Annotated in this window: 16 protein-coding genes and 1 pseudogene; 6 read left to right on the top strand and 11 right to left on the bottom strand. The window is 72.8% G+C overall.

Translation table 11 applies throughout. From position 1 onward, the window contains the following. Window positions 1–112 precede the first annotated feature (112 nt). Window positions 113–550, top strand: a complete 438-nt coding sequence (locus tag ACZ7OU_RS47210) for a hypothetical protein (protein WP_470260283.1) — start codon at window positions 113–115, stop codon at window positions 548–550. Window positions 551–795: 245 nt separating this feature from the next. On the opposite strand, the gene ACZ7OU_RS47205 is transcribed toward ACZ7OU_RS47210, so the two are convergent. Further along, window positions 796–1,806 (bottom strand): aldo/keto reductase, encoded by a 1,011-nt coding sequence (locus ACZ7OU_RS47205; protein ID WP_470243509.1) that lies wholly within the window; start codon window positions 1,804–1,806, stop codon window positions 796–798. Window positions 1,807–1,994: 188 nt separating this feature from the next. Between ACZ7OU_RS47205 and ACZ7OU_RS47200 the strand changes: the two genes are divergently transcribed. The 3 genes from ACZ7OU_RS47200 to ACZ7OU_RS47190 are packed head-to-tail and all read left to right on the top strand — an operon-like array spanning window position 1,995 to window position 4,554. After that, window positions 1,995–2,513 (top strand): YbaB/EbfC family nucleoid-associated protein, encoded by a 519-nt coding sequence (locus tag ACZ7OU_RS47200; RefSeq protein ID WP_470243510.1) that lies wholly within the window; start codon window positions 1,995–1,997, stop codon window positions 2,511–2,513. Continuing rightward, on the top strand, window positions 2,510–2,824 hold the full coding sequence (locus tag ACZ7OU_RS47195; RefSeq protein ID WP_470243511.1) for a hypothetical protein: 315 nt from the start codon (window positions 2,510–2,512) through the stop codon (window positions 2,822–2,824). Before ACZ7OU_RS47200 ends, ACZ7OU_RS47195 begins: the two co-directional genes overlap by 4 nt. Next, window positions 2,824–4,554: a hypothetical protein gene (locus ACZ7OU_RS47190; RefSeq protein WP_470260282.1), complete on the top strand. Its 1,731-nt coding sequence runs from the start codon at window positions 2,824–2,826 to the stop codon at window positions 4,552–4,554. Before ACZ7OU_RS47195 ends, ACZ7OU_RS47190 begins: the two co-directional genes overlap by 1 nt. Here the strand turns inward: ACZ7OU_RS47190 and ACZ7OU_RS47185 are convergent, their stop codons facing one another. From ACZ7OU_RS47185 to ACZ7OU_RS47145, 9 genes and pseudogenes are all read right to left on the bottom strand, one after another. Then, complete coding sequence (locus ACZ7OU_RS47185) at window positions 4,555–6,033, bottom strand: helix-turn-helix domain-containing protein (RefSeq protein WP_470260281.1); 1,479 nt, start codon at window positions 6,031–6,033, stop codon at window positions 4,555–4,557. Window positions 6,034–6,564: 531 nt separating this feature from the next. Further along, entirely contained in the window at window positions 6,565–7,635 is a 1,071-nt protein-coding gene (locus ACZ7OU_RS47180; protein ID WP_470260280.1) for a DUF917 domain-containing protein, read from the bottom strand. Between the two features lie 21 nt (window positions 7,636–7,656). Then, the gene (locus tag ACZ7OU_RS47175; protein ID WP_470260279.1) at window positions 7,657–8,064 is read right to left on the bottom strand and encodes an SDR family oxidoreductase; all 408 of its coding nucleotides are present in this window, start codon (window positions 8,062–8,064) and stop codon (window positions 7,657–7,659) included. A gap of 148 nt (window positions 8,065–8,212) precedes the next feature. Then, window positions 8,213–8,305 (bottom strand): annotated as a pseudogene (locus ACZ7OU_RS47170) (SDR family oxidoreductase); the annotation flags it as partial. Window positions 8,306–8,361: 56 nt separating this feature from the next. Beyond that, window positions 8,362–9,456, bottom strand: coding sequence for a DUF917 domain-containing protein (locus ACZ7OU_RS47165; protein ID WP_470260278.1), 1,095 nt, complete (start codon window positions 9,454–9,456; stop codon window positions 8,362–8,364). Beyond that, window positions 9,453–10,523, bottom strand: a complete 1,071-nt coding sequence (locus tag ACZ7OU_RS47160) for a DUF917 domain-containing protein (RefSeq protein ID WP_470260277.1) — start codon at window positions 10,521–10,523, stop codon at window positions 9,453–9,455. Before ACZ7OU_RS47160 ends, ACZ7OU_RS47165 begins: the two co-directional genes overlap by 4 nt. Further along, window positions 10,523–12,064 (bottom strand): hydantoinase/oxoprolinase N-terminal domain-containing protein, encoded by a 1,542-nt coding sequence (locus ACZ7OU_RS47155; RefSeq protein WP_470260276.1) that lies wholly within the window; start codon window positions 12,062–12,064, stop codon window positions 10,523–10,525. Before ACZ7OU_RS47155 ends, ACZ7OU_RS47160 begins: the two co-directional genes overlap by 1 nt. Before the next feature lie 11 nt (window positions 12,065–12,075). Next, on the bottom strand, window positions 12,076–13,404 hold the full coding sequence (locus ACZ7OU_RS47150; RefSeq protein ID WP_470260275.1) for a purine-cytosine permease family protein: 1,329 nt from the start codon (window positions 13,402–13,404) through the stop codon (window positions 12,076–12,078). Window positions 13,405–13,510: 106 nt separating this feature from the next. Then, a complete protein-coding gene (locus ACZ7OU_RS47145) occupies window positions 13,511–14,371 on the bottom strand; it encodes an SDR family NAD(P)-dependent oxidoreductase (protein ID WP_470260274.1) in 861 nt (286 codons plus the stop codon). Between the two features lie 32 nt (window positions 14,372–14,403). Between ACZ7OU_RS47145 and ACZ7OU_RS47140 the strand changes: the two genes are divergently transcribed. Beyond that, complete coding sequence (locus ACZ7OU_RS47140) at window positions 14,404–15,009, top strand: TetR/AcrR family transcriptional regulator (protein ID WP_470243521.1); 606 nt, start codon at window positions 14,404–14,406, stop codon at window positions 15,007–15,009. Between the two features lie 40 nt (window positions 15,010–15,049). Continuing rightward, a complete protein-coding gene (locus ACZ7OU_RS47135) occupies window positions 15,050–15,880 on the top strand; it encodes an alpha/beta fold hydrolase (protein WP_470260273.1) in 831 nt (276 codons plus the stop codon). Here ACZ7OU_RS47135 and ACZ7OU_RS47130 read toward each other — a convergent pair. Further along, complete coding sequence (locus tag ACZ7OU_RS47130) at window positions 15,867–16,235, bottom strand: DUF742 domain-containing protein (RefSeq protein WP_465313577.1); 369 nt, start codon at window positions 16,233–16,235, stop codon at window positions 15,867–15,869. The genes ACZ7OU_RS47135 and ACZ7OU_RS47130 overlap by 14 nt on opposite strands. Window positions 16,236–16,322: the final 87 nt, after the last annotated feature.

Raw genomic sequence — 16,322 nt, 5'->3', positions numbered from 1 at the left:
CTACACACGCGAAGCAGCTTCGCCGGGCGCGTGGCGAACGCTAAGGACGGCTTAGCCGCGCTTTAACCGTCCCGGATGGGACAGTGGACGGGTGAGAAGGCGAGGACTGCTGATGGCAGCGGGTTGGCTGCTGGCCGCGGCGGCCACGGCGGGCGCGGGCACGGTGTCCCTCGACGTCGTCGGCGCGGGCATCCTCGGCCCCCAGAACCAGCCCCTGTCCCAGGACGACGTGGCTCGCGCACTGGAGACGGTGCCGCCGAGCACGGCTCCGGTGGTTCCGGCCTCGACGAGCACCCCGGCACCGCGCGGGTTGACCGTGCCCGGAGGCAGCCTCGTCGCGAAGTGCACCGGCGACCAGGTGGAGCTGATGTCCTGGAGCCCGGCGCCGGGCTACCGCAGTGACGATGTCTTGCGCGGCCCGGCGGCGACGGTGTCGGTGAAGTTCAAGAACGACGGGACCGAGAACGTGACGACGGTGACGTGCCGCAACGGTGAGCCCCAGGCGGAAACGGCGGCCGACGACAGCGGCGGCCATCGGGGCCGCGGTTAGCTCGCCGCCCCGGAACTCACGCGCGGCCCGCGCCACTAGGGCTGCGGCAACCCGGGCCATCCAGCCGCACCGACGCGCGATCCGCCACGGCCGCGGCAAGCACGCGACCCCAGCCATCCAACCCGGCTGAAGCTCGCGAGCCACCTCGCCCGCGCCACTGCGGCTGCGGCCGCCCCGGCAGCCTGCCGGCGCCACCGCGGCCGCACGCCACCCCCGGCAGCCGGCCGCCCCCTGCGTCACCGCAGCTAGCTCGGCAAGCCCGCATTGAGCCGCCCCAGGATGCTGTGCGGGAACGGCAGCTCCGGTGCACTAACAGCCGTCAGCCGGTCGAGCTGGGCGTCCGTCAAATCGAGCTCCAGCGCCCCCAGGGTCTCGGCGAGCTGCTCCGGTGACCGGGCTCCGACCAACGGCGCCGGCATCGACGGCCGGCGGGTCACCCAGTGCAGCGCCACCTGGGCCGGGGTCGCGCCCACCTCGGCCGCCACCTCGCGGACGGCGTCCAGCACCGCCCAGCGGCTCTCCGGCAGGGACCGGTAGGGCGCGCCGCCGGCGAGCCGTCCTTCCCCGGAGCCGTCGCGGGTGTACTTGCCGGACAGGAACCCGCCGCCGATCGCTCCCCACGGCTGGACCGCGATGCCGAACTCTCGTGCCAGCGGTACGTACTCGGCCTCGATCGCCCGCTCAACCAGGGAATACTCCAGCTGCAGCGCCGCCACCGGCGGGCCGGCGAGCATCGCCGCCTTCGTCGCGTACCAGGCCGGGACGTCGCTGAGCCCCACCGCGCGGATCTTCCCCGCGCGCACCAGGTCGCCGAACGCCGCCACGACCTCCTCGGCCGGGGTGAAGCCGTCCCAGATGTGCAGCCAGTACAGGTCGACGTGGTCCACGCCCAGCCGCCGCAGCGACGCCTCCAGCGAGGCGATCATGTTCTTGCGGCCGTTGCTGCGCCGGCGGGGGTCCGACCGCGGTTCGCCGCCGGCGAAGTCCGGGCCGGAGTACTTGGTGGCGAGGACGACGTCGTCGCGGGCGACGTCGCGCAGGAACTCGCCCACCAGCTCCTCGCTGCGGCCGGAGCTGTAGTTGTCCGCGGTGTCGACGAAGTTGCCGCCGGCCTCGACGTAGGCGCGGAAGATCTTGCGCGAGGTGTCGTCGTCGGCGCAGAAGGAGCCGGTGCCGAAGGTCATCGCGCCCAGCGCCAGCGGCGAGACCCGGAGCCCGGAGCGGCCCAGCGGCCGGTAGTCGTCCAGTCGTGTCATGCCCCGATCGTGCAACCCGGAGCGCGGTCCGGGTCAAACCCGATCGAGGGCATTCCGGGGCAACATCGGGGAGAAAACGAACCATCCTTCCGGTTAGCCCGAAATGAACTCCGGGGGTGCGCTAGCCTGGCCCGATCGTGGGGCCCGGAGTGGAGCCCCGTACCCCGGCGTGGCGAGGAGTCGAATTCGTGCAACCGAACCTGGGGCAAGGTGAAGACTTCGAGCTCCTGCTCGAACGGCAGGTGCGGGACATGCAGTCGAAGGCGGCGGCGCTGAGTGAAGCGCTTTCCGCCGCCGGCGCCACCGTCCGCTCCCGCGACGGGGCGGTCACCGTCACGCTCGCCCCGAACGGCGCGCTCACGAACCTCGAGCTCGGGCTCCGGGCGTGCGACCTGGGCCCGGCGCGGCTGACCGCGGCGATCATGGGCACAGTGCGCGAAGCCCAGCGCCAGACCGCCCGCACCGTCGCGGACTCGTTCGCCACGATCAACGGCGACAGCGAGTCGACCGACATGGTCCGCTCGTTCCTGCCGCCGGACCCGCCGCCCGCGGGCGACTTCGCGGCGCCGGAGGCCGCCGAGCCCGAGCGGACCCCGCCGCCGGCCGCTCCGCCGGGCCGACCGTCGGCCCCGCCGTCCGCCCCGCCCGCGGCGCGGCGCCGTCCCCCGGCCGACGACCACTCCGACGACGAATCGAACCCCTGGTGAGCGGCGGCGGCTTCAGGGTCGATTCGGAGCCCCTGGCCAACTTCGGCAAGCACCTCGACGAGCTCCAGAGCAACCTGCAGGGCACGGCCGACCTCGTCGGCGGCATGACCTGCGACCCCGGCATGTTCGGCATCAACCCGGCGTGCCAGCTGATGGCGGCGGGCGCGAGCACGTGGACCGACAAGGCGCACCACCAGTTCGGCGACTACGCCAAGACCATCGGCGAGTTCTCCGACAAGGTCGCCGAGGCCGCGAAGCGGTACCGGTCGGGCGAAGAGAACGCCGTCGACTCGATCGTGAGGTTCGAATAGTGGCCGACGACTACAAGAGCAAGGACGTCAGCCTCCACGGCTCCGAACTCTTCAACAGCGACAACGCCTCCGCCGGCGCCGGGTTCTTCGAGGCCGCGGTCGGCCTGGACAAGGCCCGCAAGGAGAACGACAAGGTCGCGATCGGCATCGGCTCGGCGGGCATGGCGCTGGAGACCATCGGTCTCGTGCTGGACCCCATCGGCAGCCTGCTGACCGCCGGGATCGGCTGGCTCATCGAGCACATCACGATCCTGCGGTGGCCGCTGGACATCCTGATGGGCGACCCCATCGGCATCAACGCGGCCGCCGAGGCGCTCTCGGCCGAGAAGAAGAAGCTGGAACAGTGGTCGACGGACCACCAGACGGCGATCGAAACGCTCATGAAGGACTGGTCCGGCAACGCCGCGGACCAGTTCAAGAAGGACATGGACGCGGTCACCGAGCAGCTGAACTCGCTCGGCGGGTACCTCGACCAGGCCGGCAAGAACATGAAGATCGCCGGCGGCATCGTCGGCGCGTTCCGCGGCATCTTCCGCGACCTGATCGCGATGCTGCTGGCGACGATCATCAAGGGCGCCCTGATCGCGGCGGCGCTGGCCCCGGTGACGTTCGGCGCGTCGATCGCGATCTTCATCGGCACGACGATCGGCACGGTGGCCACGGCGCTGGGCAAGATCGGCGCGAAGCTGGTCCAGCTGGGCCGCAAGCTGGGCGACCTGGTCCAGGCGCTGGCGAAGATGGGCAAGGCGGGCGACGACCTGGCGGCGGCGAAGCCCCCGACGAGCAGCCTGACCCCGACCCCGACCCCCAAGCCGGACGCGACGCCCCTGCCGAAGCCGGACGCGACGCCCGAGCCGAAGCCCTCCTCGGCGACGCCGGAGCCGAAGCCCGAGCCCAAGCCGGAACCGAAGCCGGACCCCAAGCCCGAGCCGAAGCCGGAACCCGCGCCGTCGTCCTCCTCGGCGACGCCGGAACCGAAGCCCGAGCCCAAGCCGGACACCACGCCGGAGCCGAAGCCCGACACCACACCGTCGTCGGCCACCCCGGAACCCAAGCCGGAGCCCAAGCCCGACACCACACCGGAGCCCAAGCCCGACACGACGCCCGAGCCCAAGCCGGAACCCGCGCCGTCGTCGTCTTCGGCCACCCCGGAACCGAAGCCCGAGCCCAAGCCGGACCCGAAACCGGAGCCGAAGCCCGAACCGGCACCGTCGTCGTCTTCGGCGACCCCGGAGCCCAAGCCGGAGCCCAAGCCCGACGCCACGCCCGAGCCGAAGCCGTCCTCGGCGACGCCCGAGCCGAAGCCGGAGCCCGCGCCGTCGTCATCCTCGACCACGCCGGAACCGAAGCCCGACACCACCCCGGAACCGAAGCCCGACACCACGCCGGAGCCCAAGCCGGACTCCACGCCGACGTCGGCCACTCCGGATCCCAAGCCGCACAAGCCTTTCACCGACCAGATGACCGCGGTCATCAAGGACAAGCTGTCCAAAGTGGATGGTGTCACGCCCGAGATCATGGCGAAGTTCGACAAGATCAACAACTTCTCGGTCGAGCAGCTCGGCAAGGTCTTCGGCAAGGAAGGCGCCGAGAAGTTCGAGTCGGCCATCAAGATCATGACCGACCCGTGGTTCGGGAAGTCGGGCCTGGCCGGCAAGACCGTCATCGACATGATCAAGGGCGTCCCCGCCAGCATCGGCAACGTCACCGGCGGCGGGGACGACGACTAGTCACTCGTCGGAAAGGATGACCGCCCGGGACGCGAGGTGCAGCGCCAGCCTCTCGTCCGGGCGGGACAGGTCCACTCCGAGCAGTTGCTCGATCCGCGCGATCCGGGCCGCCACGGTGTTGCGGTGCACGCCCAGCACCGTGGCGGTCTCGGCGATCGACGACTCCGCGTCCAGGTAGGCCGCGAGGGTCCGGACCAGGTCGCCCGGCACCGCACGCAACGGCGCGACCAGCGCCCGCGCCGCCGGTTCGAACGTGTCCGTGCGCGTCCACTCCAGCAGCAGCTGGGCCATGCCGAGCTGGTCGACGTGCAGGAAATGGCCCGTCTCGGGGCGGGTCGCGGCCAGCCGGGCCGCGTCGAGGGCCTCCGCGACGGTCGCCGCGAGCCCTTCCGGACGCGGGTGCGGCCGCCCCACCCCCATGTGCGCGCCCAGGCGCAGCGCGCGGTGCGCCGTCTGGAGCCGGGTCGCCAGGGAGCGCACGCGTTCCGCCGTGGGTTCGTGGTCGAAGGTGACCCAGCCGGTCCAGCCGTCGCCGTGCTCGACGACGACCGCCTCGACGTCCAGCGCCCGGATGACCTCCTGCGTGCGCGCGACCGTGTCGACCGCCGCCGGGACGCCGATGTGCAGCCCGACGTGCCAGCCCCCGAGCCGCCAGCCGGCGTCGGCGACGCGCCGGCGCAGGTCGGCGCCCGGTTCGGTGTCGAGGCGCAGCAGGTCACCGAGCAACGCCGTGCGCGAGCGCGCGTCCCGTTCGAGCTCCAGCCGGTTGGCGAGCAGCCACCGCTGCAGCGCCCCGGCGGCGACGGCGAGCGCGGGCGGGACGACGTCGGCCCGCGCGGCCTCCGTCCCGCGCAGCTCGGCGGCCAGCCACATCGCCGGACGCTGCAGCAGCACGGGGTGGGCCAGGAAGACGCCGCCGTCGGCGTCGGTCCGCTGCGGCACGGCCTCGTCCAGCCGGACGTGCCCGGTCACTTCGCCGGCCAGCGGCGCACCGCGGTCGTCGAGGACCGCGACGGGCGACCGCAGCAGCCGCCGCAGCACGGCGACGACCTCTTCGGGCGGGCGCAGCCGGTCACCGAGGGCACGGTGGGTGGCGAGCAGCAGGTCCGCCCGGTCGAGCTCGGGCGCGGCGAGCAGCAGCCGGGCCTCGACGAGCAGGTCCAGCGGCGCCGCCCCGGTGGTCAGCAGCGGAACGGCCAGCCGATCGGCGAGCAGGCGCGACGCGGTGATGGGGTCGGTCCCGGGCAGGAGCACCCCGGTGGCCCCGGCATCGGCACAGCGCCGCAGCAGGGCATCGATCTGCCAGTCGGTCCCGGCGACCGCCCGCGCGACGACGGTCAGTTCCCCGGGAGCGGGAAGGTGCGAAGCGTCCAAAGTGGCCTGAACCGTCGCGAGTGGACGATCGAGCCCGGCTTCGCCGGCGAGCACCCGGACGTGCTCCGCCCAGCCGGGAAGGGCGAGCACCCGCCGCAGGCTCACGGGAGGCTCCCAGGTTCCACCGGCGGCCGGCTCACCACAGCCCCGCCGCACGCCGCGCGAAGCCCCGCCGGCACCGGCCGCCGCTCACCAGAGCCCCCAACGACCCGCCGCCGCCGGCCCACAACCCCGCCGCACGCCGCCTCGCCCACACCGGCACCCGCCGCCGGCTCACAACAGCCCCGCCGCGCGAAGCCTCGCCCACACCAGCACCCGCCGCCGCTCACCGGACCCCCCATCGACCCGCCACCGCCGGCCCACAACCCCGCCGGCACGCCGCCTCGCCCACCCCGGCACCGCCGCCGCTCACCGGAGACCCCATCGACCCGGCGCCGGCCCACAACCCCGCCCCACGAAACCTCGCCCACACCGGCACCCGCCGCAGGATCACCACAACCCCACCGCGCCCTTCGCCGCGCCCCGCCGCGGACCACACCGGCACCCGCCGCCGGCTCACGGCAACCTCCCGGCCACGCCCCGCGGCAACCGTCGGCCCCCGGACCGGCCCCGGCCGCCACCCCGAGCTCCGCGGGCTCATCCGATCCCCACCGGGTCGCAGTCGATGCCGTACGCGCGCGGCCGGACCACCGGCAGCCACCGGGGGTCGGTCCAGAACGGGGCCGCCGCCAGGCGCACCACGTCCACCTCCACCCCCGCGCGGATCGCGTCGCACGACACCGGCACTCCCGTCCGGTGGTCCAGTACCGACAGCACGTCCGGGGTCGACGCCACCGGTTCCCCGTCGCGCAACGCCAGCAGGTACTCGTTCTCCATCTCCAGTCTCAGCAGCCCGCCGTCGCGGTGGTCGGCCAGGGTGACGCTCCCTCGGCCGAACCCCGGGCTGCCGTGCTGCCCCGGACCCAGGTGCCGCGCCACCTCCAGGACCCTCCCGCGTGCCAGCACCGAGCCCGCCAACGCCGCTTCGAGCGCCTCTCGCGGCGGGCTCTCCCCCGCCGCCAGCACCCGGCGGCCCAGCTCCAGCGCGCCGCTCGTCGTCCCGTCCACCGAACACGCGGCCAGCTCGCCCGCCGGGATCGGGGCCAGCGCGAACGCCGCCCACCCGCCGGCGGCGGCCAGGAACGCCCGGGTGCCGCGCTCGATCACCTCGTCGGAGCCGGCCGCCAGCACCACGACCTGGCCGCCGGGCTCCGCCAGCGCCGCCGGTGCGACCCCGCGGCCGGTCGCGGCGACCGAGAACTGGTCGAGCCGGGGCAGTCCGCGGCCGGAAAGGTCGGCGTCGACGTACCCCAGCCCGAGCTGCTCGGCCACGACCAGCGGCAGCAGCCCGTTGAGACCGCCGATTTCGATGGACATCAGCGCGTCCGCGCGTTCACCGGTCCAGCGTTCGACGGCGGCCACCGCGGCCGCGAACTCCCCGCCTCCGGGCAGCTTCTCCGTGAACGCCGCCGTCGCCCCGACGACGCCGATCGGTACTACCCGCGCGTCCGGTGGCAGCCGGCCGGCGGGACGCACGAAGAGCGCGCCGCCGTCGGCGAGCAACCGGCGCAGCAGCACGGCGGCGGTCACGGTGTCCCCGCCGCCGCCGGACCCGAGCAGGGCCACCCCGCGCTCCAGGGCGGCCACGTCACCAGCGGTGATGCGCATGACTGACCACAGTAGACGAGCTCACCGCAGGGCGTAGCCACCGTCGGGGTAGAGCGTCGACCCGGTCGTGTAGGTGCTGCCGAACAGGTACAGCACGGCATCGGCCACTTCGGACTCCTTCCCGACGCGGTGCAGCAGCGTGTCCCGCGAGTACTGGCCGAAGCTCGCCTCCCGCACGTCGGCCGGCCGCCCCGCCCACAGGTTGCCGTCGATCGTGCCCGGCGCGACGACGTTCACCCGGACCGGCGCCAGCTCGACGGCGAGCCCGCGGCCGAGGCCTTCGACGGCGGCGTTGCAGGCGACGTACGCGGGCGCCGCACCCGGCGGCCGGACGCTCGCCGCGCCGGACATCAGCACGATCGACGCGTCCGGCGCCAGCTTCGGCACCGCGTGCTTGACGGCGTGGTACTGGCCCCAGAACTTCGTCACGAACGGGCTGGCCGCGTCGTCGTCGCTCAGCTCCCGCAGCGGCCCGACCGTGTAGGACGCCGGGCGTGAACAGGTGGTCGACGCGGTCGAGGGCGCCGAAGAACGCGGCCAGGGAGTCCTGGTCGGTGCTGTCGACGACCTGCCACGTCGCCCCGAGCGGCTCGGCCGCCGCCGCCAGCTTCTCCGGCGTCCGCCCGCCGAGGTGAACCGACGCACCCGAAGCGGCGGCACGCCGGGCCACTTCCAGCCCGATGCCCGACCCGCCACCGATGATCACGACGTGTTTCCCAGCCAAGCTCACGCGATCTCCTCGACGGGGACGAAGGGGTGGGGCAGCCCGAACGCGCCCGGACCGAAGGTGTCCAGTGCCTCCGGCGTCCGCATCAGCGGCGGGGTCGAGATGCCGACGACGGTGACGCGCTGGCCGTAGCGCAGCGTCTCGGTGGTGATCGGCTCGGCCGTCGCGGACTCGAGCACGCAGATCAGGTCCGGCACCACGCACCGCACCCCACCGTCCACAGTGGCCAGCAGGTTCTCGTTCTGGAACAGGATCTCCAGCTTGCTCGCCCCGTCGAACGACACCGCCGCGGCGCGTCCGCGCGCGAAGCCCTCCTCGGTCCGGCGTTCCACATCGGACACCTTGCCGCGGAACAGCACCCGCAGGTGCTGGTACGGCGTCGAACGCAACGCCGAGGCCAGCCGCGCGACCGGATCTTCGTTGGCCGAACGCGCCTCCCGGATCGTCCGGCCCACGGTCAGCGCCAGCGAAAGCGTTTGCGGCACGGCGGTCCGCTTGACGTCGGCGCCGCTCATCGCGTACTCGGCGATGTGCGCGACGCCACCCAGCCGGATGGTGACGCCGCGGGCCAGCCACTCCATCCGCCGGTTGTCCGCGCCGGTATCGATCACGGTGGTCTCGCCGCGCTCGCCGCCGATCGCCATCGGCGAGCCGTGGACGCCGTAGACGCCGAACGTCTCCATCTGCAGCTCCGGGAACGCCCGGCCCATGCCGTCGGCGTCGACCACCGGCAGCCCGAGCCGGGCGCCGACGATCAGCGGGATCATCGAGTTGATGCCCCCGCACTCGATCGGCATGGTCGCGTCGGCGCGCTTCCCGAGGTGCTTCTCCAGCGTCCGCAGGGCCAGCACGGGCTCGGCGCCGTTGGGCAGCTTCTCGTGCACCACGGTCGGCGCGCCCATCTGCGCGGTCGGGATCACCAGGGCGTCGTCGTCCACTTCGGACGGATCGAGGATCGTGATCGGCCCGTGCTCCCGGATGGCTTCGCGCACGAGCAGCCGGCCGACGTACGGGTCACCGCCGCCGCCCGTGCCGAGCACCGCGGCGCCGCGGGCGAGGTCGGGCAGGTCGTCCTCGGTCAGGGTCCAGCTCACCCGGCGACTCCGATCGGGTCGATGTCGTAGCCGAAGTACCGCGGCCCGGCGAGCGCGATCCCCTCCGGCGTGTGCCAACGCGGGTCGGCGGGCGCGGCGATGACCGTGACGCGCTGGCCGAACCGCAGGCCCTCGGTCGTGACGGCTTCCCCGGTCTCGCGTTCCAGCGTGCAGATCAGGTCCGGCACCGACGCCTCGACGACGCCGTCGCGCTCGGCCACCAGGTGCTCGTTCTGGAACCGCAGCACCAGCTCGGCTCCTTCGTCACCGTCCATCCCGGACAGCCGGGCCTCGCCGCGGGCGAAGCCGGTGACCGTCCGGCGGGCGACGTCGACGACCTTGCCGCTGAACAACCGTCGTCCCTTCAACCGGGCGACGACGCGCCCGACCGGGTCCTCCAGCGAAGCACGAGCCTCCCGGACCAGCGCGCCCAGCTCAGCGCACAGGCTGAGCGTGCCGGGCACGAGCGACTCCCGGGCCTGGGCCCCGGACATCGCGTAGTTGCTGATCATCGCCGAGCAGCCCATGTCGATGGTCGCCGAGCGGGCCAGCCGCTCGGCCCACCGGTTGTCCACTGTGTCCAGCACTCCGCGGTTGCCTTTTTCGTCCGCAATGGACATCGGGGTCGCGCGGATGCCGTACAAAGTCGGCAAAACCATTTGCAGCTCGGGGAACGCCCGGCCCATGCCGTCGGCGTCCACCAGCGGAAGTCCCAGCTGAGCGGCCGCGACGACCGGGATGAGCGAGTTGACCCCGCCGGCCTCGGCGCACGCGATGTGCGTCAGCTCCTTGCCGAGGTACCCGGCGAGCGTGCGGGCCGCGAGCCCGACCTGCTCGGCCGAGGGCAGCTTCTCCACCATCACCGTCGGCGCGCCCATCATCGCCACGGGCAGCACGACGGCGTCGTCCGGCACCTCCTCGAGGGGAACCAGCGGCACCGAGCCGTACGAGCGCACCGCGGACAGCGCGAGCAGCCGGCCGATGTACGGGTCTCCCCCGCCGCCGGTGCCGAGGATCGCGGCGCCGCGGGCGATGTCGCCGAGGTCGTCCGAAGTGATTTCGCGCATCACGCCCCCAGCTGCAGGTCGCCGACGGCCTTGGCGCGGATGCGCGTGGCGTTGCCGGGCAGGTACGGGATGGGTACCTCGTCGAAGTCGACGATGCCGACCGACGCCGGCGACGCACCGGCGGCGACCGCGCGGTCGATGGCCTCCTGCTTCGCCTCCTCGACGACGGCTTCACGACGGCCGGGCTCGATCACGTAGACGCGGTCGACCTCGCCGCCGATCTGCGCGATGGCCGCGCCGATGGCGTTGGCCACGGCGTAGTTCTCCGGCCGGTGCACCTCACCGCAGCCGGCGAGCTCGTCCGGCAGCAGCACGGAACCACCGCCGACCGCCACCACCGGCAACGGCTCGGCCGACGTCCGCATCCGTTCGACCACATCGGACACATCCGCGGCGATCTTGTCCAGGGCGGCCCGGACCAGGCCCTTGTCCAAATGCGACACCAGCGACGCGTCCCCGATGTCGGCCCGGCCCGCCGCCACCGCGATGTCGGTCGCGGTGAGCGTGTCGCCGCCGAAGACCAGCGCCTTCGACGTCAGTTCGTAGCCAACCGAGTCCGGGCCCACGGTGACGTTCCCGCGCACCCGGCTGCCGCCGCCGATGCCGATCGACAGGACGTCCGGCATCCGGAAGTTCGTCCGGATCCCCGCGACGCTGACGTCCGTGGTCGCCTCACGCGGGAACCCCTGCCGCAGCACGCCGACGTCCGACGTCGTGCCGCCGACGTCGACCACCGCGCAGGTGTCCAACCCGGACAGCACGGCCGCGCCGCGCATCGAGTTCGTCGGCCCCGACGCGAACGTCGCCACCGGGTAGCGGCGGGCGAAGTCGACGTCCATCAGCGTGCCGTCGTTCTGGCTCAGGTACAGCGGGGCGGTGATGCCCGCGCCGGTGACCGACGCGGACAGCCCGTCGACGATGTGCGCGGCCAGCTCGCGCAGCGCCGCGTTGATCACCGTCGCGTTTTCCCGTTCCAGCAAGCCGATCCGGCCGATCTCGTGGGACAGCGAGATCGCGACGTCCGGCAGCTGCGCGCCGATGATCTCGGCCGCGCGGGCCTCGAACTCGGCGTTGACCGGGGAGAAGACCGAGGTGATGGCGACGCTGCGCACCCCGGCCGTCCCCATGTCGTCGGCGGCCTTGCGCAGCTCGCTCTCGTCGAGCTCCGCGATGTGGCGGCCGTCGAACTCGTGTCCACCGTGGACCAGGTAGCTGCGCCCCGACACCGCGTCGACGAGCCGCTGCGGCCAGTCGACCATCGGCGGCAGCGACGCCCCGGCCGGCAGGCTCAGCCGCACGGCCGCGGTCGGCGCGAGCCGGTGGGCCTCGACGAGCGCGTTGATGAAGTGCGTGGTGCCGATCATCACCGCCCGCACCGCCGCCGGGTCGAACGCGCGTTGCCGCTGCAGGCCGTCGATCGCGGCGACGATGCCCGAGGTGACGTCCGCGGTCGTGCTGGTCTTGACCGAGGCGAGCACCTGACGGCCGTCGAGCAGGACAGCGTCGGTGTTGGTGCCGCCGACGTCGATGCCGATGCGCACGAAGATTCTCCTTAAGCAGACTGGACGGCGGGAGCGGTCTCGGCGGTCCGGCTGCTGCCGAACCCCCGTACCAGGCCGAGCTTCCCGGCGACGACGTACAGGACGAAGGCCACGACGAGCGAGTTGATGCTCGGCAGGCCCCATTCGACGAACTCGCCGAAGAGCGCCGCGGCGATCCAGACGACGATGGTGGCGGGCACCCACAGCGGAGCGTCGTCGGGCACGGTTCCCCGCGCCCGGGCGGCTTCCAGGTCCCCGCGCCACTTCTTCACGACGAAGTACTCGGCGACCATGATCCCGGCGATCGGCGGGAACGCCACGCCCAGCACGGTGAGGAAGTCGGTGAACTTCGCCAGGATCCCGGCCGCGGCGAGCAGGCTGCCCGCGACGCCGAGCACGGCGGTGACCAGGCCGCGGTGGGCCTTGCGCCCGGACACCGTGCCGATGAAGTTCACGACGCCGAGCCCGGAGGAGTACAGGTTCCAGTCGTTGATCTTCATCGTGCCGGCGATGACGATCAGCAGCCCGATCCAGCCGACCGACGACGTCACGATCGTGGTGATCCCGGCGCTGCCGACGGCGTGCGCGAGCAGGACGCCGGACAGGCCGATGACGTACTCGCCGAGGGTGATCCCGACCAGCGTCTGCTTCACGACGTCCGAAGTGGACCGGTTGAAGCGGGTCATGTCCGGGGTGATGACAGCGCCGACGATGAAGCCGCCGGCGACCAGCGTGGTGCCCTGCAGCAGGCTCAGCGCCGGCCCGGGCGGGGCCGAGGAGACGAGCGTGCCGAGGTCGTGGCGGGTCAGCTCGGAGATGACCGACCAGCCGACGAGGACGAGGAACGCCGGGACGGTCAGGTACGCCGTCCAGGCCATGGAATGAAAGCCGCGCACGACGATCGCGGTGACGAGCAGGCCGAACAGCAGCGCCCAGCCCCATTCCGGCAGGCCGCCGATGAGCGCGACGAGACCTTGGGCCGAGACCGCGGACTGGATACCGAACCAGCCGATGAGGCTGATCCCGATGGCGAGCCCGATGAGCGCCGAGCCGCCGCGGCCGAAGCCGGTCCAGCGGGCGATCATGGACGTGGACAGACCTTCGCGGACGCCGATGACGCCGACGAGGATCGTGATGAGCTCCAGGATGACCGAGCCGAGCGTGAAGGCCAGAACCGCGTTCCAGAAGCTCATCCCGAAGCCGACTGTGGCTCCGAGCAGGAACTGGGACAGAGCGGAAACCTGGCCGAACCGCTGGACGGCGACCGACCACCACGAGTACCGGGCGTGGTCCGGCACTCTGGTGAGGGCATAGTCATCGACACCGACTGTTGAGGCCACGCCGACCTCCTAATCCGGGACGGGGGATGGGTTCCCCGAACCGTAAGCAGCGGTCCCGGCGGCGTCACCGTGCGATGTGCACAGTCCCACCGTCAGCGCTGTGCATTCAGCCCATCGGGTCCACTCCGGTCAGCGCGACGCTTTCCGCCCACAGCCGCCCGGCGGCGGCGTCGGTCAGGTTCTTCCAGCGCTCTTCGAGACGAGGGCGGCCACGCAGGCCGAACACGCGCGGGCCCCACAGCTGCCCGCCGGTGACGTCCGGGCCGAGCACCGCGCGGACGGCGGGCCGCGCGCCGGCGTCCTTGCCCTGCAGCAGCGCGCGGACGGGCAGGCCGCGCAGCCACTGGCCGGCCGTGCGGACGTGCACCGGCGGGCGTGACGGCGTCAGCGAGTCGAGCGCGCCGCCCGGGTGGGCCACCACGCTGAGCCGCTTCGAACCGGCCTCGCGCAGCCGCCGGTCGAGTTCGACGGCGAAGAGCATCTGGGCCAGCTTCGACCGTTCGTAGGCGCGTTTCGGCTGGTAGTCGCGCTCGCTCTGGAGGTCGGCGAAGTCGAGGCTCGACGACTTCGCCGCGAAGCTGCCGGTGGTGACGATGCGCGCGTCCGGCGCCAGCCGCGGCATCAGCCGGGCGACCAGCGCGAAGTGCCCGAGGTGGTTGGTACCGAACATCAGCTCGTGCCCGGCGGGGGTCTCCCGGCGCGGCGGCTCGTCGAGCATCACCCCGGCGTTGCAGACGACGGCGTCGAGCTCGCCGGGGTCGACCGCCCCGATCGAGGCCAGGTCGGCGAGGTCGAGCCGGACGTACTCGACCTTCGCCCCGGCGACCTGCGAGCGGATCGCGGCGGCCGCCGTCTCGGCCTTCGCCGGGTCGCGGCTGCCGATCACCACCTCCGCGCCCGCCGAAGCCAGCTGCTCGGCCGTGAAGTAGCCGATCCCGGCGTTGCCGCCGGTCACCAGCACCCGCATGGACGTCCCCTCCCCGTGTCAAGCTGTCCCGCATGGAGAACGCTACCGGCTACCGGCGGTCGGCCGGCTCGGCCCGCGGCGAAGCCCGGCGCCGGGAGCTGCTGGCGAAGATCACCGACGACGTCGCGGAGAACGGTCTCGTCGACTTCTCGCTGCGGCGGGCGGCACGGTCGGCCGGGACGACGCACAAGGTGCTGCTCTACCACTTCGAAGGCGCGGAAGACCTGCTCCGGCAGGTGGTTTTCGCGTTGCGGGAACGGCGGATCGGCAATGCGCTGACGGCGGTCGCCGCGGGGTCGTCGACGCTGACCGACCGCGTCCGGGCCGCCTGGGAGAGCCTCCGCGACGAGGAGTCGGAGCTGCGGCGCGTGCTCGACCAGGCGATGGGCCTGGCGATGTACGACCCGGGCCGGTACGCCGCGCTCGGCCGCGGCGCGTCCCAGCAGTACCTGCCGACGTTGCTCTCGTTCTGCCCGGCGCGGTGGCCGGAGCAGCGGAAGGTCGAAGTCGCCTCGATGATCCTCGCGACCCTGCGCGGCTTCCTCGTCGACCTGCTGACCAGCCCGGACGGCGACGGCGCGGCCGCCGGGTTCGAGGCGCTGCTGCGCGCGGTCGAGCGGGAGGAAGCCGCTCCCTGAGGTTCTCGACAGTTTGCGAACCACCTGGTTCACTTCGGGCATGCAGATCGAGCTGTCCGCGGGAACCGTCGAGTACTCCGACACAGGTGGGCCGGGTCCGGTCCTCGTCTTCGTCCACGGGCTGCTGATGGACGGCTCACTGTGGGACGGGCCGGTCGCCTCGCTCGGCGGTCACCGCCGCGTCGTCCCGACGTTGCCGTTGGGCGCCCACCGGCACCCGATGCGCGACGACGCGGACCTGTCGATGCCCGGGATCGCCGCCCTGCTGGCGGAGTTCCTCGAGCGCCTCGACCTGCGGGACGTCACGCTCGTCGGCGTCGACACCGGTGGTGCGCTGGTCCAGCTGCTCATGGCGGACGGCGCCCCACGGGTCAGCCGCGTCGTGCTGGCCTCGTGCGACGCGTTCGACAACTTCCCGCCCGGCCTGACCGGCAAGACGCTGTTCCTGACCGGGAAGCTGTCGCCGGGCCTGTTCGGGCTGTTCATGCAGCAGATGCGGCTGCGCGCGGTGCGCCGGCTGCCGATCGCGTTCGGGTGGCTGACCAAACGCGGCGACGCTGTCTCCGCCAAGCGGATCCGGCCGTTGCTGAGTCAGGCGGGTGTCCGGCGGGACACGGTCCGCGTCCTGCGCGCGGCGGCCGCGTCGCCGGGGATCCTGGTGGACGTCGCCGGACGGCTGCCGTCGTTCGACCGGCCGGTGCTGGTCGTGTGGGCCCGCGAAGACCGCGTGATGCCGCCGGAGCACGGTGAGCGGCTGGCGGCGTTGCTACCCCAGGGAAAGCTGGTCGAGGTGGCCGACAGCTACACGTTGATCCCGCTGGACCAGCCGGCGGAGTTCGCGCGGCTGGTCAGGGAGTTCACAGCCGGCTGAGGCCGTGGAGGATGCGTTCCATCAGCTCGAGGCTCGGCCGGTTGCCCGACCCCTTGCGAGCCGTGTGCACGGCGACGATCCCTCGGTCCGCCAGATCGGACAGCAGGACCCGCGCCACCCCGAGCGGGATCCGCCGCCGCGCCGCGACCTCGGCGACCGACTGCGACGTCCGCAGCAGCGCGCAGATCTCCGTCTCCTCCGTCGTGCTCCCCCGCACGACCGCCCGCCCCCGCTGCGTGATCGACACCAGCGTCTCGATCGGGAGATCGCGGGTCGGGCGTGTTCGGCCATGAGTGCGGAAGTACGGGCGGACCATCCCCGCCCCGCCTTCTTCGAGCACGGACCCCCAGTGCACAGCCAGCTCCTCACGGCGATTAATCCTTGTCGGCGATTATTTCACCTAATGATCGAGTAGGCCGCAATCGACCGAACAGAGCAACGC

It is taken from the genome of Amycolatopsis sp. NPDC114505, assembly GCF_055633615.1.
The sequence above is the reverse complement of the archived record's forward strand: the minus strand, read 5'-3'. Positions and strand labels throughout refer to the sequence as shown.

What these genes read in the sequence shown, in the direction of transcription:
- ACZ7OU_RS47160 (WP_470260277.1), bottom strand. Translation starts at nt 10,523, where the DNA reads ATGCGCGAAATCACTTCGGACGACCTCGGCGACATCGCCCGCGGCGCC.
- ACZ7OU_RS47205 (WP_470243509.1), bottom strand. Translation starts at nt 1,806, where the DNA reads ATGACACGACTGGACGACTACCGGCCGCTGGGCCGCTCCGGGCTCCGG.
- ACZ7OU_RS47140 (WP_470243521.1), top strand. Translation starts at nt 14,404, where the DNA reads ATGGAGAACGCTACCGGCTACCGGCGGTCGGCCGGCTCGGCCCGCGGC.
- ACZ7OU_RS47210 (WP_470260283.1), top strand. Translation starts at nt 113, where the DNA reads ATGGCAGCGGGTTGGCTGCTGGCCGCGGCGGCCACGGCGGGCGCGGGC.
- ACZ7OU_RS47135 (WP_470260273.1), top strand. Translation starts at nt 15,050, where the DNA reads ATGCAGATCGAGCTGTCCGCGGGAACCGTCGAGTACTCCGACACAGGT.
- ACZ7OU_RS47180 (WP_470260280.1), bottom strand. Translation starts at nt 7,635, where the DNA reads ATGCGCATCACCGCTGGTGACGTGGCCGCCCTGGAGCGCGGGGTGGCC.
- ACZ7OU_RS47145 (WP_470260274.1), bottom strand. Translation starts at nt 14,371, where the DNA reads ATGCGGGTGCTGGTGACCGGCGGCAACGCCGGGATCGGCTACTTCACG.